The organism is Microbacterium rhizophilum (genome assembly GCF_039605615.1).
In the GTDB taxonomy this organism is placed as follows: Bacteria; Actinomycetota; Actinomycetes; order Actinomycetales; family Microbacteriaceae; genus Microbacterium; species Microbacterium rhizophilus.
In genome coordinates this window covers 16,942-39,722 of the sequence record NZ_JBCNUN010000001.1, presented here as the reverse complement: position 1 = coordinate 39,722, position 22,781 = coordinate 16,942, and the positions used below count along the sequence as shown (strand labels likewise).

Here is a 22,781-nt window from a genome sequence, read left to right as displayed (position 1 = left end):
GCGAAGCGCGTGCGAGCGAAGCGCGTGCGAGCGAAGCGAGCTGTCAGATAGCGAACCCGAGCGCGCGCATCATGTCGCGGCCGTCGTCCGTGATCCGCTCCGGACCCCACGGCGGCATCCAGACCCAGTTGATCCGGAATCGCTCCACCACGTCGTCCAGCGCCTGCGCGGTCTGCTCCTCGAGCACGTCGGTGAGCGGGCATCCGGCGCTCGTGAGCGTCATGTGGATGATCAGCGCGTCGTTCTCGTCATCCCACGCGAGGTCGTAGATGAGACCGAGATCGACGACGTTGACCCCGAGCTCGGGGTCCATGACGTCCTTGAGGGCCTCGGTGACCTCGTCGTACTTCTCGGGCGTGAGGGTCGCGGTCATGGCGGCGATCCTACGCCTCGAGCGGCGCGTCGGCCGGGAGGTACGCCGTGTAGCCCTCGTTCTCGAGACGCTCGGCCAGCTCGGGGCCGCCCTCCTCGACGATCTGGCCCTTGACCATCACGTGCACGAAGTCCGGCTTGATGTAGCGCAGGATGCGCGTGTAGTGCGTGATCAGCAGCACGCCGAGGTCGGTGCCCTCCTTCGCGCGGTTCACACCCTCCGACACGATCTTCAGCGCGTCGACGTCCAGGCCCGAGTCGGTCTCGTCGAGGATCGCGAGCTTCGGCTTGAGCAGCTCGAGCTGGAGGATCTCGTGGCGCTTCTTCTCGCCGCCCGAGAAGCCCTCGTTGACGTTGCGCTGAGCGAACTTGCTGTCCATGCGGAGGTTCTTCATGCCCTCCTTGACCTCCTTGGTCCAGGTCCGCAGCGACGGCGCCTCGCCGTCGATCGCGGTCTTGGCCGTGCGGAGGAAGTTCGTCACGGTGACGCCCGGGATCTCGACCGGGTACTGCATCGCGAGGAACAGGCCGGCGCGGGCCCGCTCGTCCACCGCCATCTCGAGGACGTCCTCGCCGTCGAACGTGATGGTGCCGCTCGTGACGGTGTACTTCGGGTGGCCTGCGATGGTCGACGCAAGCGTCGACTTGCCCGAGCCGTTGGGGCCCATGATGGCGTGCGTCTCGCCGGAGCGGACCGTGAGGTTCACACCGTTGAGGATCGGGATGACGCCTTCGTCGGTTTCGACCGTGACGTGCAGGTCGCGGATCTCGAGAACGGACATTTCAGACTTCCTTCTTCAGGGTGGGATCGATGAGCACGTCGTCGCCGTCGATCTGGACGGCGAACACCGGGACGGGCTCGTAAGCGGGGAGGTTGAGCGGCTTGCCGGTGCGCAGCGAGAACGCCGAGCCGTGGGCCCAGCACTCGAGCGTGTCGCCCTCGACGAAGCCCTCCGAGAGGGAGATGTCGCCGTGGGTGCAGGTGTCGCCGATGGCGTGCACCTCTCCGGCGGAGTCGAGCACGACCGCGATCGCGGTGCCGTCGACTTCGACCTTGAGCGGGGTGTCCCGCTCGAGATCGCTCAGTGCGCAGACGCGCGTCGCGCTCACGCGCCGGCTCCGATCGGATCCGCTCCCTCGGCGAGCTCCTTCTCGATGAGCGCGGTGAGCTCCTCCTCCAGGGAGGGGATGCCGATCTTCTGCACGGTCTCCGACAGGAAGCCGAGCACGACGAGGCGGCGCGCCTCCTCCTCGGAGATCCCGCGGGCCTGCAGGTAGAACAGCTGCTCGTCGTCGAAGCGACCGGTGGCCGACGCGTGGCCGGCCCCCTTGATGTCGCCCGTCTGGATCTCGAGGTTCGGGATCGAGTCGGCGCGCGCGCCGTTGGTGAGCACCAGGTTGCGGTTCGCCTCGTACGAGTCGGTGCCGGTCGCGCCGGGGCCGATCAGCACGTCGCCGATCCACACGGTGCGGGCGCTCTCGCCCTGCAGCGCGCCCTTGTAGAGCACGTCGCCCGTGGTCTCGGCGCCTTTGTGGTGCAGGTACACCTGGCTCTCGAGGTGCTGGCCCGCATCGCTGAACGCCAGGCCGAACATCTCGCCGTTCGCGCCCGTGCCCGACAGCTCGAGGGTCGGGTTGACGCGCACGACGCCGCCGCCGAAGCTGACGACGATGTGGCGCACCGATGCGTCGCGGTCGACGCGGGTCTGGTGCGCGGACGCGTGGATGGCGTCGTCGTTCCACTGCTGCACGGTCACGATCGAGAGCTGCGCGCCGTCGCGCGCGATGATCTCGACGTTCTGCGCGTACTGGGCCGAGCCCGTGTGGCGCAGCACGACCGTCGCCTTGCTGTGCTCGAGGGCCTCGATCACGAGGTGGCCGTCGGCGCGCCGGTCGGCGCCCTGGCCGGTGACCTGGATCACGATGGGGTCGGCGACCTCGGCCTCGCGCGGCACGCGCACGTGCAGGGCCTCCGACGCGCCCTGCCAGGCGAGCGCGGCCGGCAGGTCCTCCGGGACGAAGAACTCGCCGCGCGGCGCGGCGCCGGCGGCCAGCGGCGCGCCGACGTACTCGGCGCCCGCGGTCACCTCGACCGTGACGCCGTCGTTCGCCTCGGCCGGCTGGAACAGCGGCTTCAGGCGCGCCACCGGCGCGTGCTTCCAGTTCACCTCGCGGCCCGTGGGCACGCCGAAGTCGGCCGGCTCGAACGAGCGCAGCCGCTCGGAGCGGGTCTGCACCGGCACGTTCTTGTCAGACACGGTGACGCCGGACGCCGCGGCCCGCACCTGGGCGGCGGGGTCCACGTGGGCGTGCTCATCCTGCGGCGCCTGCGGCGCCGTCGTCGACGTCGTCATCAGCCGACCGATCCTTCCATGCCCATCTCGATGAGCTTGTTCAGCTCGAGGGCGTACTCCATGGGCAGCTCGCGGGCGATCGGCTCGATGAAGCCGCGCACGATCATGGCCATCGCCTCGTCCTCCGGCATGCCGCGGGACATCAGGTAGAACAGCTGCTCCTCGCTGACCTTCGAGACCGTGGCCTCGTGGCCGAGCTGCACGTCGTCGACGCGGATGTCGATGGCCGGGTACGTGTCCGAGCGCGAGAACGTGTCGACGAGCAGGGCGTCGCAGCGCACGGTGTTCGCCGAGTGGTGCGCGTTCGCGTCCACCCGGACCTCGCCGCGGTAGCCGGCGCGGCCGCCGCCGCGGGCGATCGACTTGGAGACGATCGACGACTGCGTGTACGGCGCCATGTGGATCATCTTCGCGCCGGCGTCCTGGTGCTGACCGGGGCCCGCGAACGCGACGGAGAGCGTCTCGCCCTTGGCGTGCTCGCCCATCAGGAAGATCGACGGGTACTTCATCGTGACCTTCGAGCCGATGTTGCCGTCGATCCACTCCATGGTCGCGCCCTCGTGCGCCACGGCGCGCTTGGTGACCAGGTTGTAGACGTTGTTCGACCAGTTCTGGATCGTCGTGTAGCGCACGCGGGCGTTCTTCTTCACGATGATCTCGACCACGGCCGAGTGCAGCGAGTCGCTCTTGTAGATCGGGGCGGTGCAGCCCTCGATGTAGTGGACGTAGGAGTCCTCGTCCGCGATGATCAGGGTCCGCTCGAACTGGCCCATGTTCTCGGTGTTGATGCGGAAGTACGCCTGCAGCGGGATCTCGACGTGCACGCCCTTCGGCACGTACACGAACGAGCCGCCCGACCACACGGCCGTGTTCAGCGCCGCGAACTTGTTGTCGCCGGCCGGGATGACCGTGCCGAAGTACTCCTCGAAGAACTCGGGGTGCTCGCGCAGCGCCGTGTCGGTGTCCATGAAGATGACGCCCTGCTGCTCCAGGTCCTCGCGGATCTGGTGGTAGACGACCTCGGACTCGTACTGGGCGGCGACGCCCGCGACGAGACGCTGGCGCTCGGCCTCGGGGATGCCGAGCTTCTCGTACGTGTTGCGGATGTCCTCCGGAAGGTCCTCCCAGGACTGGGCCTGCTTCTCGGTGGAGCGCACGAAGTACTTGATGTTGTCGAAGTCGATCTCGCTGAGGTCGGCGCCCCAGGTCGGCATCGGCTTCTTCCCGAACAGGTCGAGACCCTTCAGCCGGGTCTTCAGCATCCACTCGGGCTCGTTCTTGAGGGCCGAGATGCCGCGCACGACGGCGTCGCTCAGACCGCGCTTCGCGGTGGCTCCGGCGGCATCCGTGTCGTGCCAGCCGAACTCGTACACCCCCAGCCCCTCGAGCTCGGGACGGTCGATCAGCACATCGGACATGGCGTCACACTCTCCTCATCAGGCCTCAGACGGTGTCAGCCGCTCCAGCGCCCCGGAGGGGGACGCTGTGGTGGACCTTTCACATGAGGCGCGAAGAACTCGCGCCTAGACTTGGAGCGGCGCGGCGAGACTCCTCGCGCGCATCCGCAGCACTTCCCGATTCTACAGGCTCCGCCCCTCACCGGGCCGACCGGGGGCCTGTCTCACGGGGTACCGCCAGGAGGCTCCACCGTCATGTCCGCCGCGACCGTCTCCCCCTCGATCCCCACGGCGGGAGCCGCGGCCCCGCGTCCCGGGCGTGCGCTCCGGATCGTCGCGTGGCTGTCGTTCCTCGCCGAGGTCGTGATCATCGGAACGGGCGGCGCGGTGCGGCTCACGGGCTCGGGCCTGGGCTGCTCGCAGTGGCCACTGTGCACCCCCGAGTCCCTCGTGCCGACGCCGGAACTGGGCATCCACGGGCTGATCGAGTTCGGCAACCGCACGATGACGGGCGTGGTCGGCCTGCTGGCGCTGGCCGTGCTGGTGCTGACGCTCCTGCACGCGCGCGCGCGCCGTCAGCTCGCCACCGTGGGCTGGTTCGCACTGGGCGGCGTCGTGCTCGCCGGCGCCGCGATGGCCGCGACGCGGTCGTTCGTGGTCGCCGTGGCGGTCGCGCTCGTCGCCGTGATCGCGGCCGCGGTCGTCACGATCCGCCGCGTCCGGGAGCGGCGCGATCTGCTCGTGCTCGGCTGGCTGGTCCTGATCGGCATCGTGGCGCAGGGCCTGGTCGGCGGCATCACCGTGCTGACCGGCCTGAATCCGTTCATCGTCGGCTTCCACTACGCCAGCTCGGTCGTGCTCGTGACGCTGACGGCCGCGTACCTGGTGCGCATGTACGACGTGCCGGGACCGCGCGAGCGCGCCGTGCCGGCGTGGTTCGCGATCCTGACGCACGTCACGACGCTCGCCCTCGCGGTCACGATCGCGTTCGGCGTCCTGACGACGGGCAACGGGCCGCACTCGGGCGACGCCGACGTGATCCGCACGGGGTTCGACGCGACCGTCCTCGCGCACGTGCACTCGTGGCCCGGCTACATCCTGCTGGCGCTCGTGGTCGTCCTGACGGCGGGGGCCGCCGTCCTGCGACTGCGTCCGCTGCCGTGGCTCGTCGCCCTGCTCGGCGTGATCGCCGTGCAGGTCGTCGTCGGCATCGTCCAGGCGCGCAACGGCCTGCCCGAGCTGCTCGTGGGCATCCACATGGTGCTCGCGGCGCTGTCGGCCGCCGCGTTCACGGTCGTGGTGCTGCGGCTGAAGCGCCCCGTCGCGTAGCCCCGTCAGTCGCTCGTCGCGGTGGGCACGAGGATCCCCCGCGCGAGCGAGTGGAAGTGCCGGTTGAAGCCCAGGATCGCGGGCGTCGCGTTCTCGGGCAGGTCCAGGTGCTCGACGTCGAGGGCGTCCACCACGAAGAAGTAGCGGTGCACGCCCGTGCCGGGAGGCGGGCCGGCGCCGATGAAGCCACGGATCGCCATCTCGTTCGGGAGGGTGATCCCCGCGGGCGTCTCGCCCGTCGGGAACGACGTCACGTCCGCCGGGATGTCGTGGACCGCCCAGTGCCAGAATCCGGATCCGGTCGGCGCATCCGGATCGAAGCACGACAGCGCGAACGACTTCGTGCCCTCGGGAGCGCCCGACCAGCTCAGCTGCGGCGACGTGTCGGATCCCCCTCCCGCGGCGCCCCACTGGGCCTTCGGCAGCGGCTGGTCGTGCGAGATGTCTGTGCTGGTGAGCGTCAGCGGCGCGAAGTCGCGCAGCGTGGCGAGCTCGGCGTACGGGTCGTGAGAGAACATCGTCGGCTCCTTCCGGTCGTGGTGCCAGCCTATTCACGGCGCGGGGCGGGCGGACCGATCCATCCAGCGGATCCATAGGGAGCGCATCACGCGCACACGGAGGCGGTCGGCAGGGTGGGACGCCGTTGTCTACCGACCCAGGAGGATCATGTCCCACGCTCAGACCATCCCGCCCCGCCGCCCGCGCCTCGCGCGCAGCATCGCTTTCTGGCTGCTGCTGCTCGGCTCGCTCGCGAGCCTCGCGGCGGGAGCGCTGCTGACGGTGCCGAACATCGGCGTCATGACCGCGAGCCTGCTCGACGGCACGGCCACGGGCGTCGAGGTCTATGCGGGCCAGGCCTGGGCGACGCTCGGCGCGGCTCTCGCCGGCGCCGGCATCCTCGGGCTCCTGCTGACGCTCGCCCTCGCGGCCGGCGCGTCGCTCATCCCGCGCGCCGTCGCCGCGGCCGAGCCGGTCGTGTCCGAGCCGGATGTCGCCGAGCCGGACGTCGCCGAGACCGCGGACGAGACGGCCGACGCCGAGCGCGGCGACCCGGTGGGTGCGCGCGGCTGAATGCGCCTCAGGCCCGGCCCGGGGTCGCCGTGTCCATCGCGGACGCGCGGTCACGGGCCGGGCCTGACCCGTCCGCGGCCCGCTCGCCGCGGCCCGCCGCCGCGAGCCGCCGCACCACGCCGTACGCGATGAGCCCCTCCCCCGCGCAGTAGAGCGCCATCACGGCCATGTCCTGCCAGGGGTCCGGGAACACGCGGCCGAAGTCGGGCCAGAACAGCCGGAACGCCAGCAGTGAATCGGAGGCGAGGAACAGCGCCCCGCCGGCCGCGGTCACGGTGCTCACGCCCGTCGCCGTCGCCGCCGTGCCGGCCAGCACGAAGCCGTACAGCAGCACGATCGTGGCCATGCCGCCGAGGTGCGGCCACAGCACGGGGACCAGCGCCGCGGTCCACCCGACCGGGATCAGCGCCCACGCGGTGGGCCGGTGCACCCGTCCCGGCCCCGTGAACACCGCGATGTAGGCGACATGCGCCGCCGCGAAGCTCGCGAGGCCCGGCAGCAGCCGATCGGCCGCGAGCAGGATGTCGCCGACGCAGGACAGCACGATGCCGGCCGGGAGCCCGACGAGCCCGGCCACCGCGCGTCCGCCGCGGAACGCGTCGCGCTCCGGTCCCAGGGCGACGTACAGCACGACGCCCAGCAGCACGGGCATCAGCAGGGCCTTGCCCGTCGCGCGGTCCGGGTCGGCGACCGCGATCTGCCCGAGATGGATCACGACGATCGCCGCATAGGCGAGGAAGGGCGTCCACGCCCGGATGCTCCGCTGCACGGATCGACTCTAGGGCCGCAGCGGCCGACGCCCCCGGCAAGACCACGCGACCGCGCCGGGCGGCACCGCGTCAGTCGTCGACGCGGCGCCGCCGCGCGAGATCCGCGACGCCGGCGGCCAGCGCGATCAGCAGGAAGCCGCCGACCGCCGCCATTCCGAGCGCGTACGCGTCGTGGTAGACGACCACGTCGTCCGCGGTGCCCTGCTCCCGGTACACCGTGGCGTAGAAGAGCGACAGCGCGACGGCCGTGCCGATCGCGGTGCCGAAGCGCTGCCCGAGCTGGCCGACGGATCCCGCCAGCCCCGCCTGCTGCACGGGCACCTCGGCGTACATCAGCGCCTGGTTCGGCGCCACCACGAGGCCGCCGCCGAGCCCGGCCACGACCATCACGCCCGCCATCGCGAAGCCGACGGCGCTCGCGGGGACGAACACGGCGGATGCGACGAGGGCCGCGACGCCGGCGATCATCGTGACGAGGCCCGCGACCACCAGTGGTCGGCCCATGCGCACCACGAGCCGGCCGCCGAGCCAGGAGGTGACGGCGCTCGAGAGCGCGAAGCCGATCGTGACGAGCGCCGCGTGCAGCGGGTCGAAGCGCACGCCCGTCTGCAGGAACAGCGTCGTGATCAGGAACATCGCCGGCATCGCCGTGAAGTACGCCGTGCCGACGAGCGCGCCGTTGCGGAACGACGGCGCGCCGAACAGGCCCAGCGGCAGCAGCGGGGTGCGGCCCGTGGCCGCGTAGCGCCGCTCCCACCACACGGTGACCGCCAGCAGCGCGGCGAACGCCGCGAGCGACCACCACCGCGCGGGCGGGTCGTCCGGCGATCCGGTCGTGAACAGGAACGGCAGCATGAGCGCCAGCACGCTCGCGCCGAACAGCGCGATGCCGACCGGATCGAGCTCGAGCCGCGGGCGCCTCCCCGCCACCGGAGCGTCGCGCGGCAGCAAGCGCAGCGCGAACCAGATCGCGACGAGCCCGACCGGCAGGTTCATCCAGAAGATCCCGCGCCAGCCGTCCTGCGGTCCGCCGAGACCGATCAGCAGCCCGCCCGTGAGCGGGCCGAAGGCCGTCGCGAGGCCGACCGTCGCGCCGAAGAGTCCGAAGGCGCGCCCGCGCTCCGCGCCGCGGAAGAGGTGCTGGATGAGGCCCATCACCTGCGGCATGTGGATGCCCGCCGCGACGCCCTGCAGCACGCGGCCGATCAGCAGCACCTCGGCGCCGGGCGCGACAGCGCACAGCACGGACGCCAGGGTGAACAGGCTCAGGCCGATCACGAACAGCGTGCGGCGCGAACGCTGGTCGCCCACACGCCCCATCGGAACCATCAGCAGACCGAGCGCCAGGACGTACCCGGAGACGACCAGCTGCAGCTCGGTCGATCCGACGCCGAAGGCCTGCTCGATCGACGGCAGCGCGACGTTGACCTTGGTCATGTCGAGGATCGTCAGGCTCGCGACCCCCGCGCACACCCAGAAGGCGGGCCAGCGTCCGCCCGCGGACGGCGACTCGGGCGATCCGTCCCCGTTCACGTCAGAACGGCAGCAGCGGGTCGATCGCGACGGCCACGAAGACGAGCGTGAGGTACGTGATGGAGGCGTGGAAGACGCGCATCGGACCGGCCGTGGCGCCCCGCACCGTGAGGTTGTAGAGGCGGTGCGACTCGTAGATGAACCAGCCGCCGAACACGAGCGCGGACACCGTGTACACCAGGCCCATGCCCGCGACCGGGATCAGCAGCAGCGAGCACGCCACCGTGGCCCACGCGTACAGGATGATCTGCAGGCCGACCTGCACGCCGTCGCGCGTCGCGCCGAGCATCGGAACGTCGGTGTTGGCGTAATCCGCCGCGTACTTGATCGACAGCGGCCAGTAGTGCGGCGGCGTCCACAGGAACACGAGCGCGAACAGGATGAACGGCGTCCAGTCGAGCGAGTTCGCCACGGCCGCCCAGCCGATGAGCACCGGGAAGCACCCCGCGATCCCGCCCCAGACGATGTTCTGCTCGGTGCGGCGCTTGAGGATCATCGTGTAGATCACGACGTAGAAGAAGATCGCCGTCGCCGACAGCGCCGCCGTCAGCAGGTTCGTCGTCAGCAGGAACCAGACCGTGGAGACGATCGCGAGCGTCCAGGCGAAGATCAGCGCGCCGCGCGGCGAGATCTCGCCCGTGACGATCGGCCGCTTCTCGGTGCGCTGCATGTGCGCGTCGATGTCGCGGTCGATGTACATGTTGAACGCGGCGGCGGATCCGGCGCTCAGCGATCCGCCGATCACGGTCGCGAGCACGAGCCACAGGTCGGGCAGGCCGTCGGCCGCGAGGAACATCACCGGCACGGTCGACACGAGCAGCAGCTCGAGCACGCGGGGCTTGGTGAGCGCGACGTACGCGCGGATCTTCCGGCCCAGCACGCTCGTGCGTCCCGCGGGCTCCAGGGTCTCCGGCGCGATCGTCGACATGGCGATGCTCTCCTCTACGACCTCGGGCGACCTCGGGACGCGCCCGGGCCGAGCCCGAGGCGACCTCTCGATTCTAGGGCATGGCCACCGCCTCACGACGCGCGGCGCGACCCCGTGAGCGACGCGACACGAGCCCGTCACGGCCGCGTCGCAGAGCGCGCGATCAGGTGTGTCACGCTCCGTCACGGGACTCGGTCCCGGCCATTTCCCCGGCGCTATGCTGGGGGCACACGAGCGCCTCGCGCCGGTTGCTCCACCCGTGCTTCCACGGCCCAGACAGAGCGGCCGCGCCGGCGCCCCCTACCCCACCACGAAAGGCGATCCGGTGACGGAACTGCGTTGGGATGAGATCGACAGGCGCGCCGTGGACACGGCCCGCGCCCTTGCGGCGGACTCCGTCGAGAAGGTCGGCAACGGCCACCCGGGCACGGCCATGAGCCTGGCCCCGGCGGCCTACCTGCTGTACCAGCGCGTGATGCGCCACGACCCGGCCGACGTGCACTGGCCCGGCCGCGACCGCTTCATCCTGTCCGCCGGTCACTCCTCGCTCACCCAGTACGTGCAGCTCTACCTCGGCGGCTTCGGTCTCGAGCTCGACGACCTGAAGTCGCTGCGCACGTGGGGCTCGCTCACCCCGGGCCACCCCGAGTACGGCCACACGGACGGCGTCGAGATCACGACCGGCCCGCTCGGCCAGGGCCTGGCCTCGTCGGTCGGCTTCGCCTACGCCGCGCGCTACGAGCGCGGCCTGTTCGACCCCGAGGCGCCCGCCGGCGAGAGCCCGTTCGACCACCACATCTTCGTGATCGCATCGGATGGCGACATCCAGGAGGGCGTCACGAACGAGGCGTCCTCGCTCGCCGGCCACCAGCAGCTCGGCAACCTCGTGGTGATCTACGACGCGAACCAGATCTCGATCGAGGACGACACCAACGTGGCGTTCACGGAGGACGTCGCGGCGCGCTACGCCGCGCTCGGCTGGCACGTGCAGACGGTCGACTGGAAGAAGACCGGCGAGTACGTCGAGGACGCCGTCGAGCTGTTCGGCGCGATCGAGGCGGCCAAGGCGGAGACCTCCAAGCCGTCGATCATCGTGCTGAAGACGATCATCGGATGGCCCTCGCCCGGCAAGCAGAACACCGGCAAGATCCACGGCTCGGCCCTCGGCGCCGACGAGCTGGCCGCCACGAAGAAGGTCCTCGGCTTCGACCCCGAGCAGACCTTCGTGGTCGCCGACGACGTCCTCGCCCACACCCGCTCCCTCTCCGAGCGCGCCGCGCCGGCGAAGGCCGAGTGGCAGGAGCGGTTCGACGCGTGGGCCTCCGCGAATCCCGAGCGCAAGGCGCTGTGGGACCGCCTGCAGTCGGGCGAGCTTCCCGCCGACATCGAGAGCGCGCTGCCCGTGTTCGAGACCGGCAAGGACGTCTCGACCCGCGCGGCCTCGGGCCAGGTCATCAACGCCCTCGCCGCGAAGCTCCCCGAGCTGTGGGGCGGATCCGCCGACCTCGCCGAGTCGAACCTCACGACGATCAAGGACGCCCCGTCCTTCATCCCGGACGAGTGGTCCACGCACGAGTGGGCCGGCAACCCGTACGGCCGCGTGCTGCACTTCGGCATCCGCGAGCACGCCATGGGCGCGATCGTGAACGGCATCGTGCTGCACGGTCCGACGCGCGCGTTCGGCGGCACGTTCCTGATCTTCAGCGACTACATGCGCCCGTCGGTGCGCCTGGCCGCGCTGATGGACATCCCGAGCATCTTCGTCTGGACGCACGACTCCGTCGCGCTCGGCGAGGACGGCCCGACCCACCAGCCCATCGAGCAGCTCACCGCGCTGCGCGCGATCCCGAACTTCACGGTCGTTCGCCCGGCGGATGCCAACGAGACCGCCGCCGTGTGGCTCGAGATCCTGCGCCGTCGCAAGGGCCCGGCCGGCATCGCGCTGACGCGCCAGAACATCCCCGTGTTCGCGCGCGGCGAGGGCGAGGCCTCGGGCGACGAGTTCGCCTCGGCGTCGCTGGCCGCGAGGGGCGCGTACGTGCTGGCGGAGGCTCCGAACGGCACGCCCGACGTGATCCTGATCGCCACCGGCTCCGAGGTGCAGCTGGCGGTCGCGGCCCGCGAGACGCTCGCCGCCGAGGGCGTGAACGCCCGCGTCGTCTCGGCCCCGTCGCTCGAGTGGTTCGCCGAGCAGGACGAGGCCTACCGCGAGAGCGTGCTGCCCGCGGGCGTCAAGGCGCGCGTCTCGGTCGAGGCCGGGCTCGGCCTCGCGTGGCGCCCGATCGTCGGCGACGCCGGCCGGTCCGTGTCGATCGAGCACTTCGGCGCCTCGGCCGACTACAAGACCCTGTTCGAGAAGTTCGGCATCACCGCCGAAGCCGTGGTGAACGCGGCGCGCGAGACCATCAAGGAGAACGCATGACCACCCCCACCGCAGCTCTCTCGGCCGCCGGCGTCAGCATCTGGCTCGACGACCTCTCTCGCCAGCGCATCACCACGGGCAACCTCGCCGAGCTCATCGAGACGCGCGACGTCACCGGCGTGACGACGAACCCGACGATCTTCCAGGGCGCGATCAGCGCGGGCATCGGCTACGAGGAGGCCATCGAGGCGCAGGCCGCCGCGGGCGCCTCGGTCGACGAGACGATCTTCTCGATCACGACGACGGACGTCCGCGACGCGTCGGACATCTTCCGCCCGGTCTACGACGCCACGAACGGCGTGGACGGCCGCGTGTCGATCGAGGTCTCCCCCGACCTCGCGCACGACACCGACGCGACCATCGCCCAGGCGAAGGAGCTGCACGCCGCGGTCGGCCGTGAGAACGTCCTGATCAAGATCCCCGCGACCCTGGCGGGCCTGCCGGCGATCACCGAGACGATCGGCGCGGGCATCAGCGTCAACGTCACGCTCATCTTCAGCCTCGAGCGCTACGACCTCGTGATCGACGCGTACCTCGCCGGCCTCGAGAAGGCGCAGGCCGCGGGCCTGGATCTGTCGAAGATCCACTCGGTCGCGTCGTTCTTCGTCTCGCGCGTGGACACCGAGGTCGACAAGCGCCTCGCGGCGATCGGCACGGACGAGGCGAAGGCCCTGTCGTCGCAGGCCGGTCTCGCGAACGCGCGCCTCGCGTACGAGCTGTTCGAGAAGCGCTTCGCCGAGAGCCGCGCCACCGACCTCGTCGCGGCGGGCGCCAACGTGCAGCGCCCGCTGTGGGCCTCCACCGGCGTCAAGGACCCGGCGCTGCCCGACACGCTCTACGTGACGGGCCTCGTCGCGCCCGGCACCGTCAACACCATGCCGGAGAAGACCCTGCAGGCGACGTTCGACCACGCCGAGGTCACGGGCGACACGGTCACCACGGCGTACGCCGAGGCGCACGAGGTGTTCGACAAGCTCGCCGCGGTGGGCATCGACCTGGTCGACGTCACCGAGGTGCTGGAGGTCGAGGGCGTCGACAAGTTCATCGCCTCCTGGCACGACCTGCAGCAGACCGTGAAGACGGCTCTGGAGGATCACGCGAAGGGGACGGAGGCGTGACCTTCTCGATCCGCGTCTCCGGCGATGCCGAGACCGCGGTCGCGGAGCACCTGCCGACCCTGATCGACGACCTCGTCGCGTCGAGCATCACGAACCTCGACTCCACGCTGTGGGGCCCCGAGGCCGAGGAGGAGGCGTCCAAGCGCCTCGGCTGGGTGCAGGCCGTGTCGGTCTCGCGCCCCCTGGTCGCCGAGATCGTCGCCCTGCGCGACGAGCTCGAGGCCAAGGGCGTCGACCGCTTCGTGCTGGGCGGCATGGGCGGCTCGTCGCTCGCCCCCGAGGTCATCACGCAGACCGCCGGCGTCGAGCTGACGATCCTCGACTCGACGTCGCCGGGCCAGGTGCTCGCGGCGCTCGACACGGGGCTGGAGCGCACGGCGCTGGTCGTGTCGTCGAAGTCGGGCTCCACGGTCGAGACCGACTCGCAGCGGCGCGCCTTCGAGGCCGCGTTCCGCGACCTCGGGATCGACCCGGCCGAGCGGATCATCGTGGTCACGGACCCCGGATCGCCGCTGGACGAGTCCGCGCGCGCCGCGGGCTACCGCGTGTTCAACGCCGACCCGGAGGTGGGCGGCCGCTACTCGGCCCTCACGGCCTTCGGCCTCGTGCCGTCCGGCCTCGCGGGCGCCGACATCGACGAGCTCCTGGACGAGGCCGAGGCCTCGCTGCTCGAGGTCGCGATCGACGCCCCCGAGAACCCGGCGCTCGTGCTCGCCGCCGCGATCGCGGCGACGCGCTCCCCCGGCGGCTCGGCGCGCCGCGACAAGCTCGGCCTCATCACGGACGGCACGCACATCGTGGGCCTGCCCGACTGGATCGAGCAGCTCATCGCGGAGTCCACCGGCAAGCAGGGCACGGGCATCCTGCCCGTCGTGCTGCTGCCCGTGTCGCCCGAGCTCGAGACGAAGCCCGCGGATCTTCAGATCGTGCGCCTCGTGGACGACGCCGAGGAGGTCGAGCACCGCCACCGCGGCGAGATCCTCGTCAGCGGCACGCTCGGCGCGCAGTTCGTGGTGTGGGAGTACGCCACGGCGATCGCCGGCCGCATGCTCGGCATCAACCCGTTCGACCAGCCCGACGTCGAGTCGGCCAAGGTCGCGGCGCGCGGCCTGCTGGACGCACGCCCCGAGCCCACGGCACCGGCGTTCGTCGAGGCGGGCGTCGAGGTGCGCGTGAGCGACCCGGCGCTCGCTGTCAGCGGCACCGTGCAGGGCGTGCTCGACGCGCTCTGGGCGACGCTCCCGGCCGACGGCTACGTCTCGGTCCAGGCGTATGTGAACCGCCTCGAGGTGCCGCAGCTGCAGGGCCTGCGCGAGATGGTCGCGGCCGACTCGGGCCGCCCCACCACGTTCGGCTGGGGTCCGCGCTTCCTGCACTCGACCGGCCAGTACCACAAGGGCGGTCCCGCGCAGGGCGTGTTCCTGCAGATCACCGAGCGCACGGACGTGGACGTCGAGATCCCCGAGCGGCCGTTCACGTTCGGCCAGCTGATCGAGGCGCAGGCCGCGGGCGACGCGGCCGTCCTGGCCGAGCACGGCCGTCCGGTCGTGACGCTCACGCTCACCGACCCGCAGGCCGAGGTGCTCGCGCTGTTCGAGGCGGCCCAGTGACGGACGCGGGCCGCAGCGCGGAGATCGCGCGGGGGGCGAACCCGCTGCGCGATCCCGCCGATCGGCGCCTGAACCGGATCGCGGGTCCCAGCGCCCTCGTGATCTTCGGCGTGACGGGCGACCTGTCCCGCAAGAAGCTCATGCCGGCGGTCTACGACCTCGCCAACCGCGGCCTGCTGCCCCCGGGCTTCGCGCTCGTCGGCTTCGCGCGCCGCGACTGGGAGGACCAGGACTTCGCGCAGGTCGTGCACGACGCCGTGAAGCAGTACGCCCGCACCGAGTTCCGCGAGGAGACCTGGCAGCAGCTGCAGCAGGGCATCCGCTTCGTGCAGGGCGAGTTCGACGACGCCGCGGCGTTCCGGCGCCTGCGGGAGACGGTCGACCGTCTGGATGTCGAGCGCGGCACGATGGGCAACCACGCGTTCTACCTGTCTATCCCGCCGAAGGCGTTCCCCGTCGTGGCCCAGCAGCTGCTGGACTCCGGCCTCGTGGACGACAACCCGGACGACGACCGCTGGCGCCGCGTGGTGATCGAGAAGCCGTTCGGCAACGACCGCGCCTCCGCGCGCGCGCTCAACGACGCGCTCGAGGCGGCGTTCCCGGCCGACTCGATCTTCCGGATCGACCACTACCTCGGCAAGGAGACGGTCCAGAACATCCTGGCGCTGCGCTTCGCGAACGAGCTCTACGAGCCGATCTGGAACCGCAACTACGTCGACCACGTGCAGATCACCATGGCCGAGGACATCGGCGTGGGCGGACGCGCCGGGTACTACGACGGCGTGGGAGCCGCCCGCGACGTCATCCAGAACCACCTGCTGCAGCTCCTCGCGCTCACCGCGATGGAGGAGCCCATCAGCATGTCGGCCGAGCATCTGCGCGCCGAGAAGGAGAAGGTGCTCGCGGCCGTGCACCTGCCCGACGACCTGGCCTCCGCCACGGCACGCGGCCAGTACGCGGGCGGCTGGCAGGGCGGCGAGCGGGTGTCCGGCTTCCTCGACGAGGAGGGCATGAAGCCTCACTCCACGACGGAGACCTACGCGGCGCTCAAGCTCGAGATCGCCACGCGCCGCTGGGCGGATGTGCCGTTCTACCTGCGCACGGGCAAGCGCCTGGGCCGCCGCGTCACGGAGATCGCCGTGGTGTTCAAGCGCGCGCCCGAGCATCTGTTCACGCGCGGCCAGACGGCCGAGCTCGGGCAGAACGCGCTCGTGATCCGCGTGCAGCCCGACGAGGGCGTCACGATCCGCTTCGGGTCCAAGGTCCCGGGCTACGGCACCCAGGTGCGCGACGTCACGATGGACTTCGGCTACGGCCACGCCTTCACCGAGGCGAGTCCCGAGGCGTACGAGCGACTCATCCTGGACGTCCTGCTGGGCGACCCGCCGCTGTTCCCCCGCCACGAGGAGGTCGACCTGTCGTGGCAGATCCTCGACCCGGTCGAGGAGTTCTGGGCGGCGCAGGAAGGACCGCTCGAGCAGTACGATCCCGGCTCGTGGGGGCCGCCGTCCGCCGATGAGCTCCTGGCCCGCGACGGCCGCGTCTGGAGGCGCCCGTGATCATCGATCTGCCCGACACCACCGTCAGCAAGGTGGCCCGCCAGCTCGTGGACGTGCGCGAGGAGGGCGGCGCGGTCGCCCTCGGACGCGTGCTGACCCTCGTGATCAAGTCGCACCGCGGCTTCGAGGAGGCGGCGATCGAGGCCGCGAACGACGCGTCCCGTGAGCACCCGATGCGCGTGATCGTGCTCGTCACGGATCCGGAGGGCGACGCCCGCCTGGACGCGCAGATCCGGGTCGGCAGCGACGCGGGCGCGAGCGAGGTCATCGTGCTGCAGGCCTACGGCGACGCCGCGGGCAACGAGTCCACGCTGCTCACGGGCCTGCTGCTGCCGGACGCCCCCGTGGTGGCCTGGTGGCCGGACGAGCCGCCGCAGCGGCCCGGCGCCTCGGCGCTCGGCCGGATCGCGCAGCGCCGCATCACGGACACGGCCACCGCGCCGTACTCGTCCGACCGGCTGACGCACCTGGAGAGCTCCTACTCCCCCGGTGACACGGATCTGGCGTGGACGCGCCTGACCCGCTGGCGCGAGCAGCTCGCGGCGGTGCTGGATCAGCCGCCGTACGAGCCCGTCACGGCCGTGGCGGTTCGCGGCGCCTCGACGTCGCCCTCCACCGCGCTGCTGGCGGCCTGGCTCGGGCTCGCGCTGGACCTGCCCGTCGACTGGCAGTACGAGGATCCGGCCGTCTGGGATCACGGCATCCACTCCGTGCGCCTCAGCCGCCCGAGCGGCGACATCCTGCTCGAGCGTCAGACCGAGTCGCTCGCGCTGCTGACCCAGCCGGGCCAGCCCGACCACGAGCTGCACCTGCCGCGCCGGTCGCTGCGGGAGTGCCTGGCCGAGGAGCTGCGCCGGCTCGACCCCGACACCCTCTACGGACGGGTGATCAGCGAGGGCTGGGGACGCCTGACCGAGCCGCGGGGGTCGGCGTGACCGACCGCCGCGTGGTCGTGCTGCCCGACAAGACGCGGCTCGCCGAGAACGTCGCGAACCGGTTCGTCGGCCGGCTGGCGCAGCTGACGCAGCAGGCGCGTCCGGTGCACGTGTCGCTCACGGGCGGCTCGATGGGCTCGGCCGTGCTGTCCGCGACGGCCGAGCACGGCTGGGCGTCGAACATCGACTGGTCGCTCGTGCACTTCTGGTGGAGCGACGAGCGCTTCGTGCCGCACGACGACGCCGAGCGCAACGCCGGCCAGGCGCGCGCTGCCCTGCTGGACCGCGTGGGCGTGCCCGCCGAGAACGTGCACGAGCCGGCGGCGACGGACGACGGGATCACGCTCGACGAGGCCGCGGACGCCTACGCCGCCGAGCTGGCGCGCTTCGGCGTGGACGGCCGGCCGTGGCCCGTGTTCGACATCTGCTTCCTGGGCGTGGGGCCGGACGGGCACATCGCGTCGCTGTTCCCCGACCGGGGCGAGGTGCTCGTGACGGACCGGGCGGTGCTGGCCGTGCGCGAGTCGCCGAAGCCGCCACCGGAGCGCATCACGTTCACGCTGCCGGTGATCAACGCCTCGGCGGACATCTGGATGGTCGTCGCGGGCGCCGACAAGGCCTCCGCGCTCGGCCTGATGCTGGCGGGCGCCGGCCACCCGAGCGTGCCCGCCGCGGGCGCCGAGGGCACGGCGGACACGGTCGTGTTCGTCGACGAGGACGCCGCGGCCGACGTGCCCGAGGACCTGATCGATCCGGACTACTGAGCCCGCGCACGAGAAAGCCCCCGCCGCGGCGGGGGCTTTCTCTGTGGTCTGTTACTGGCCGCGCTTCTCGCGGAGCTTCTGCAGCGCCTCGCCGAGCAGCTCCTCGGCCTCGTCGTCCGTGCGGCGCTCCTTCACGTAGGCGAGGTGCGTCTTGTACGGCTCGTTCTTCGCGACGGCCGGCGGGTTGTCCTTGTCGCGGCCCGCGGGAAGACCCGAGTGCGGGTGGTCGACGATGTCGGGGATCTCGTCCTCGGGCAGGCCCGCGGCATAGTGGCGCACGGTCTCGTTGCCCAGGCCGTCCCAGTAGCTCACGGTGATCCGGTCGGCGTGGTGGCCGTGGTCCTGCTCCCCCATGGGGCCCGATCCGACGCGCGTGCCGCGGATCGCGTTTCCGCCGACGGCCATGTCAGATCACCGAGAACTTCGTGATGAGGCCGAGGCCGACGATCGAGAAGAACCACACGAGCGCCAGCACGATCGTGAGGATGTTCAGGTTGCGCTCGGCGAGACCCGACGATCCGATCGCCTGCGACATGCCGCCGCCGAACATGTCCGACAGGCCGCCGCCGCGTCCCTTGTGGAGCAGGATCAGCAGCGTCAGGAGCAGGCTGGTGATGCCCAGCAGCACCTGGAGGATGAATTCGATGACCGGCACCAGATCACTTTACCTCAGACGCCGACGTGCTTCTGGAAGCGGATGATCGACGCGAACTCGTCGACCAGCAGGCTCGCCCCGCCCACGAGCGCGCCGTCGACGTCGGGCTGGCGCATGAAGCTCGCGATGTTGGCGGCCTTGACCGAGCCGCCGTACAGGATGCGCGTGCGCGCGGCCGCGTCTTCGCCGAGCTTGGCCTTCACGACATCGCGCAGCTTGGCGCACACCTCCTGAGCCTGCTCCGGGGTCGCGGCCTGACCGGATCCGATCGCCCAGACGGGCTCGTACGCCACCACGATGTCGGCCGAGGCGGCGACGCCGTCGAGGGCGATCTCCAGCTGGCCGACGGGCACCGCGCTGGCGCCGTGCTTCTCGAGGTCCTCCGCCGTCTCGCCCACGCAGATCACGGGCACGAGCTCGTGCTTCAGCGCGGCCTTGACCTTCGCCGCCACGACATCGTCACCCTCCGCGTGGTACTCGCGGCGCTCCGAATGCCCGATGATCACGGATCCGACATCCAGGCGCTTCAGGAACGCGCCCGAGATCTCGCCCGTGTACGCGCCGGAGTCGTGCACCGACAGGTCCTGCGCGCCGAGGCCGAACGGGATCTTGTCGGCGTCGATCAGCGTCTGCACGCTGCGGATGTCGGTGAACGGCGGGAACACCGACACCTCGACCGAATCGACCTCGTGCTTGGCGTCCTTGAGCGCCCAGTGCAGCTTCTGCACGAATGCGACCGCCTGCAGGTGATCGAGGTTCATCTTCCAGTTGCCCGCGATGAGCGGGACACGGTTCACGCCGACCATCCGAGGACCTCCAGTCCGGGGAGCTTCTTGCCCTCGAGGAACTCGAGGCTGGCTCCGCCGCCCGTCGAGATGTGGCCGAAGGCCGAGTCCTCGAAGCCGAGCTGGCGCACCGCCGCGGCCGAGTCGCCTCCGCCGACGACGCTCAGGCCGTCGACCTGCGTGAGCGCCTCAGCGACAGCCTTGGTGCCGGCCGCGAACGGGGCGAGCTCGAACACGCCCATGGGGCCGTTCCAGAACACGGTCTTGGAGCCGCGGATCGCGTCGGCGAACGCCGCCGCGGTGTCGGGCCCGATGTCGAGACCGAGGCCCGAGGCGCCGAACGCGGTGTCCTCGATCGCGTCGGCCGCGGTCACGACGTGCTCCGCGTCGGCGCCGAACTTCGAGGCCACGACGATGTCGGTGGGCAGGACGATCTCGACGCCCTTCTCCTCGGCCGTGCGGAGGTAGCCCTGCACCGTGCCGATCTGGTCCTGCTCGAGCAGGCTCGCGCCGACCCTGTGGCCCTGCGCGGCGAGGAAGGTGAACAGCATGCCGCCGCCGATCAGGAGGCGGTCCACGCGCGGCAGCAGGTGGTCGATGACGCCGAGCTTGTCGGAGACCTTGGAGCCGCCGAGGACGACCGTGTACGGGCGCTCGGGGCTCTCCGTGAGGCGGTCGAGCACGTCCAGCTCGGCCGCGATCAGCAGGCCGGCGGCGCTCGGCAGCTGCTGCGCGAGGTCGTAGACGCTCGCCTGCTTGCGGTGCACGACGCCGAAGCCGTCGGAGACCAGGAGGTCGCCCAGCGCGGCGAGCTGCTGCCCGAACGCGCCGCGCTCGGCGTCGTCCTTCGCGGTCTCGCCGGGGTTGAAGCGCAGGTTCTCGAGCACGGCGACCTGGCCGTCCTGAAGCGCCTCGACGGTCTGCTGCGCCGAGTCGCCCACGGTGTCGCGCGCGAACGCGACCGGCGAGCCGAGCAGCTCGGAGAGGCGGTGCGCGACGGGCTCGAGGCTGTACTTCGCGTCGGGCGCGCCCTCCGGGCGACCCAGGTGGGACACCACGACGACGCGGGCGCCCGCGTCGATCAGCGCGTTCAGGGTGGGGAGCGACGCGCGCACGCGCCCGTCGTCCGTGATCGTGCCGTCCTTGAGGGGGACGTTGAGGTCGCAGCGCACGATGACGCGCTTGCCGGCGACCGAACCGAGGGAATCGAGAGTTCGCAGAGACATCGATCCGACTCTACCGCGCGGCCCCATCCAGGTCAGGACGCATGACGAAGGCCCGCCGGCAGCCGGAGGGATCCGGTGCCGACGGGCCTTGTGAGGCGTCGGATCAGAGCTGGGCGCCCACGTACTCCGCGAGGTCGACCAGGCGGTTCGAGTAGCCCCACTCGTTGTCGTACCAGGCCGAGACCTTCGCGAGGTTGCCCGCGACGCTGGTCAGGCCCGAGTCGAAGATCGACGAGTGCGGGTTGAGCTGGATGTCGCTCGAGACCAGCGGGTCCTCCGAGTACTGCAGGTAGCCCGCGAGCGACCCCTCGGCCGCGGCGGCCTGGTACGCGGCGTTGATCTCGTCCTTCGTGAGACCGTCCTTCGTCACGAGGGTCAGGTCGACCACCGATCCGGTGGGGACCGGCACGCGGTAGCTCGTGCCGTCGAGCCTGCCCTTCAGCTCGGGCAGCACCAGGCCGATGGCCTTCGCGGCGCCCGTGGAGGTCGGCACGATGTTGACCGCGGCGGCACGCGCGCGGCGCAGGTCGCTGTGCGGGCCGTCCTGCAGGTTCTGGTCGGCCGTGTAGGCGTGCGCGGTCATCATGAAGCCGCGCTCGATGCCGAAGGCGTCGTTGAACACCTTGGCGAGCGGGGCCAGCGCGTTGGTGGTGCACGACGCGTTCGAGATGACGTGGTCGTTCGCCGCGTCGTACTCGCCCTCGTTCACGCCCATGACGAAGGTCGGGGCAGGGCCGCTGGCGGGCGCCGAGATGAGGACCTTCTTCGCGCCGCCCGCGAGGTGCTTGGCGGCGTCGTCCGGCTTGGTGAAGCGGCCGGTCGACTCGATCACGATGTCGGCGCCGATCTCACCCCAGGGCAGGGCCGCGGGGTCGCGCTCGGCGAAGGCGCGGATGACCTTGCCGTCGACCGTGATCGACTGCTCGTCGAACGTGACGTCCTTGCCGAGCGGCCCGCCGACAGAGTCGAACTTGAGCAGCTGTGCGAGCGCCTTGTTGTCGGTGAGGTCGTTGACGCCAACGATCTCGAAGTCCGCGCCCTGCGCGAGAGCTGCGCGGACGAAGTTGCGGCCGATGCGGCCGAAGCCGTTGATTCCGATCCTGACGGACACTGAGGGTCTCCTGTAGGGGTCATGCGCGCGTGCCGCGCGCGGTGGGGGTGACGGGGCGGGTCCGGCGGGCACGCACCCCGCCGGACCTCCGTCGATCAGCCGGCGATGAGCAGGCCGGCGGTCTTCTCGCGAGCGGCGGCGAAGCGGGCGGCGACATCCTGCCAGTTGGCGATGTTCCAGAACGCCTTGACGTACTCCGCCTTCACGTTGAGGTAGTCGAGGTAGAACGCGTGCTCCCACATGTCGAGCATGAGCAGCGGCGTGAGACCCAGCGGCACGTTGGCCTGCTGGTCGAACAGCTGGAAGATCGACAGGCGCTGCCCGATCGCGTCCCACGCCAGCACCGACCAGCCGGAGCCCTGGATGCCGTTGGCGACAGCGGCGAAGTGGGCCTGGAACGCGGCGAAGGAGCCGAACTGGTCGGCGATCGCCGCGGCGAGCTCGCCCTCGGGCTCTCCCCCGCCGTTCGGCGACAGGTTGTTCCAGAAGATGGTGTGGTTGGTGTGTCCGCCGAGGTGGAACGCCAGGTCCTTCTCGAGCTTGTTCACGTTCGCGAAGTCGCCGCTCTCGCGCGCCGCTGCCAGCTGCTCGAGGGCGGTGTTCGCCCCGGCGACGTAGGTGGCGTGGTGCTTGTCGTGGTGCAGCTCCATGATCTTGCCGCTGATGTGCGGCTCGAGCGCCGCGTAGTCGTAGGGCAGGTCGGGGAGGGTGTAGACAGCCATGCGATGTTCCCATCCGCGCCGGGCTGCCGGCGCTATCGGTGTGCCTCCACGTCGCTCGCGCGACGGGACCGGACGAGATTCATCCTAGTGACGCGGGGAGCCCTGGGGACGCCCCGTTGC

Annotated in this window: 23 protein-coding genes; 8 read left to right on the top strand and 15 right to left on the bottom strand. The window is 71.1% G+C overall.

Going from position 1 to position 22,781, the window contains the following annotated elements; genetic code table 11:
* Positions 1-43: 43 nt before the first annotated feature.
* Genes AAD528_RS00180 through sufB form a run of 5 tightly spaced genes read right to left on the bottom strand, consistent with a single transcriptional unit; the run spans position 44 to position 4,144 of the window.
* On the bottom strand, positions 44-373 hold the full coding sequence (locus AAD528_RS00180; RefSeq protein WP_345750026.1) for a metal-sulfur cluster assembly factor: 330 nt from the start codon (positions 371-373) through the stop codon (positions 44-46).
* Positions 374-383: 10 nt separating this feature from the next.
* Complete coding sequence (gene sufC, locus AAD528_RS00175; protein ID WP_345750025.1) at positions 384-1,154, bottom strand: Fe-S cluster assembly ATPase SufC; 771 nt, start codon at positions 1,152-1,154, stop codon at positions 384-386.
* Between the two features lies 1 nt (position 1,155).
* Positions 1,156-1,482: a non-heme iron oxygenase ferredoxin subunit gene (locus AAD528_RS00170; RefSeq protein ID WP_345750024.1), complete on the bottom strand. Its 327-nt coding sequence runs from the start codon at positions 1,480-1,482 to the stop codon at positions 1,156-1,158.
* Positions 1,479-2,726, bottom strand: a complete 1,248-nt coding sequence (gene sufD, locus AAD528_RS00165; protein ID WP_345750023.1) for a Fe-S cluster assembly protein SufD — start codon at positions 2,724-2,726, stop codon at positions 1,479-1,481. The genes AAD528_RS00170 and sufD overlap by 4 nt, the downstream gene beginning before the upstream one ends.
* Positions 2,726-4,144, bottom strand: coding sequence for a Fe-S cluster assembly protein SufB (sufB, locus tag AAD528_RS00160; RefSeq protein WP_345750022.1), 1,419 nt, complete (start codon positions 4,142-4,144; stop codon positions 2,726-2,728). Before sufB ends, sufD begins: the two co-directional genes overlap by 1 nt.
* 234 nt (positions 4,145-4,378) lie before the next feature.
* Between sufB and AAD528_RS00155 the strand changes: the two genes are divergently transcribed.
* The gene (locus AAD528_RS00155; protein WP_345750021.1) at positions 4,379-5,452 is read left to right on the top strand and encodes a COX15/CtaA family protein; all 1,074 of its coding nucleotides are present in this window, start codon (positions 4,379-4,381) and stop codon (positions 5,450-5,452) included.
* Positions 5,453-5,457: 5 nt separating this feature from the next.
* Here AAD528_RS00155 and AAD528_RS00150 read toward each other — a convergent pair whose 3' ends face one another.
* Positions 5,458-5,970 (bottom strand): YbhB/YbcL family Raf kinase inhibitor-like protein, encoded by a 513-nt coding sequence (locus tag AAD528_RS00150; RefSeq protein ID WP_345750020.1) that lies wholly within the window; start codon positions 5,968-5,970, stop codon positions 5,458-5,460.
* 148 nt (positions 5,971-6,118) lie between these two features.
* Between AAD528_RS00150 and AAD528_RS00145 the strand changes: the two genes are divergently transcribed.
* Positions 6,119-6,523 carry a dinucleotide-utilizing enzyme gene (locus AAD528_RS00145; RefSeq protein WP_345750019.1) on the top strand — a complete coding sequence of 135 codons (405 nt, stop codon included), beginning with the start codon at positions 6,119-6,121 and terminating at the stop codon, positions 6,521-6,523.
* A gap of 7 nt (positions 6,524-6,530) precedes the next feature.
* Here AAD528_RS00145 and AAD528_RS00140 read toward each other — a convergent pair whose 3' ends face one another.
* The 3 genes from AAD528_RS00140 to AAD528_RS00130 all read right to left on the bottom strand — a co-directional run bounded on the left by AAD528_RS00140 (position 6,531) and on the right by AAD528_RS00130 (position 9,754).
* Entirely contained in the window at positions 6,531-7,292 is a 762-nt protein-coding gene (locus AAD528_RS00140) for a lysoplasmalogenase (RefSeq protein WP_345750018.1), read from the bottom strand.
* A 70-nt stretch (positions 7,293-7,362) separates the two neighbouring features.
* Positions 7,363-8,826, bottom strand: a complete 1,464-nt coding sequence (locus tag AAD528_RS00135) for an MFS transporter (protein WP_345750017.1) — start codon at positions 8,824-8,826, stop codon at positions 7,363-7,365.
* Position 8,827: 1 nt separating this feature from the next.
* Complete coding sequence (locus AAD528_RS00130; RefSeq protein WP_345750016.1) at positions 8,828-9,754, bottom strand: heme o synthase; 927 nt, start codon at positions 9,752-9,754, stop codon at positions 8,828-8,830.
* 325 nt (positions 9,755-10,079) lie between these two features.
* Here AAD528_RS00130 and tkt point away from each other — a divergent pair, with 325 nt between their 5' ends.
* The 6 genes from tkt to pgl are packed head-to-tail and all read left to right on the top strand — an operon-like array spanning position 10,080 to position 18,162.
* On the top strand, positions 10,080-12,176 hold the full coding sequence (tkt, locus tag AAD528_RS00125) for a transketolase (protein WP_345750015.1): 2,097 nt from the start codon (positions 10,080-10,082) through the stop codon (positions 12,174-12,176).
* Positions 12,173-13,294 carry a transaldolase gene (gene tal / locus AAD528_RS00120; RefSeq protein ID WP_345750014.1) on the top strand — a complete coding sequence of 374 codons (1,122 nt, stop codon included), beginning with the start codon at positions 12,173-12,175 and terminating at the stop codon, positions 13,292-13,294. Before tkt ends, tal begins: the two co-directional genes overlap by 4 nt.
* On the top strand, positions 13,291-14,904 hold the full coding sequence (locus AAD528_RS00115) for a glucose-6-phosphate isomerase (protein ID WP_345750013.1): 1,614 nt from the start codon (positions 13,291-13,293) through the stop codon (positions 14,902-14,904). Before tal ends, AAD528_RS00115 begins: the two co-directional genes overlap by 4 nt.
* Entirely contained in the window at positions 14,901-16,463 is a 1,563-nt protein-coding gene (gene zwf, locus AAD528_RS00110; protein ID WP_345750012.1) for a glucose-6-phosphate dehydrogenase, read from the top strand. The genes AAD528_RS00115 and zwf overlap by 4 nt, the downstream gene beginning before the upstream one ends.
* Positions 16,460-17,398, top strand: a complete 939-nt coding sequence (locus tag AAD528_RS00105) for a glucose-6-phosphate dehydrogenase assembly protein OpcA (protein WP_345750011.1) — start codon at positions 16,460-16,462, stop codon at positions 17,396-17,398. Before zwf ends, AAD528_RS00105 begins: the two co-directional genes overlap by 4 nt.
* The gene (gene pgl / locus AAD528_RS00100) at positions 17,395-18,162 is read left to right on the top strand and encodes a 6-phosphogluconolactonase (RefSeq protein WP_345750010.1); all 768 of its coding nucleotides are present in this window, start codon (positions 17,395-17,397) and stop codon (positions 18,160-18,162) included. The genes AAD528_RS00105 and pgl overlap by 4 nt, the downstream gene beginning before the upstream one ends.
* A gap of 51 nt (positions 18,163-18,213) precedes the next feature.
* On the opposite strand, the gene AAD528_RS00095 is transcribed toward pgl, so the two are convergent.
* The 6 genes from AAD528_RS00095 to AAD528_RS00070 form a co-directional block, all read right to left on the bottom strand.
* Positions 18,214-18,567: an RNA polymerase-binding protein RbpA gene (locus tag AAD528_RS00095; protein ID WP_345750009.1), complete on the bottom strand. Its 354-nt coding sequence runs from the start codon at positions 18,565-18,567 to the stop codon at positions 18,214-18,216.
* Between the two features lies 1 nt (position 18,568).
* The gene (gene secG / locus AAD528_RS00090) at positions 18,569-18,817 is read right to left on the bottom strand and encodes a preprotein translocase subunit SecG (protein ID WP_345750008.1); all 249 of its coding nucleotides are present in this window, start codon (positions 18,815-18,817) and stop codon (positions 18,569-18,571) included.
* A gap of 14 nt (positions 18,818-18,831) precedes the next feature.
* A complete protein-coding gene (tpiA, locus tag AAD528_RS00085; protein WP_345750007.1) occupies positions 18,832-19,623 on the bottom strand; it encodes a triose-phosphate isomerase in 792 nt (263 codons plus the stop codon).
* Positions 19,611-20,828 (bottom strand): phosphoglycerate kinase, encoded by a 1,218-nt coding sequence (locus tag AAD528_RS00080; RefSeq protein ID WP_345750006.1) that lies wholly within the window; start codon positions 20,826-20,828, stop codon positions 19,611-19,613. The genes tpiA and AAD528_RS00080 overlap by 13 nt, the downstream gene beginning before the upstream one ends.
* Before the next feature lie 103 nt (positions 20,829-20,931).
* Positions 20,932-21,939: a type I glyceraldehyde-3-phosphate dehydrogenase gene (gap, locus tag AAD528_RS00075; protein ID WP_345750005.1), complete on the bottom strand. Its 1,008-nt coding sequence runs from the start codon at positions 21,937-21,939 to the stop codon at positions 20,932-20,934.
* A 95-nt stretch (positions 21,940-22,034) separates the two neighbouring features.
* Complete coding sequence (locus AAD528_RS00070; protein ID WP_345750004.1) at positions 22,035-22,661, bottom strand: superoxide dismutase; 627 nt, start codon at positions 22,659-22,661, stop codon at positions 22,035-22,037.
* Positions 22,662-22,781 lie beyond the last annotated feature (120 nt).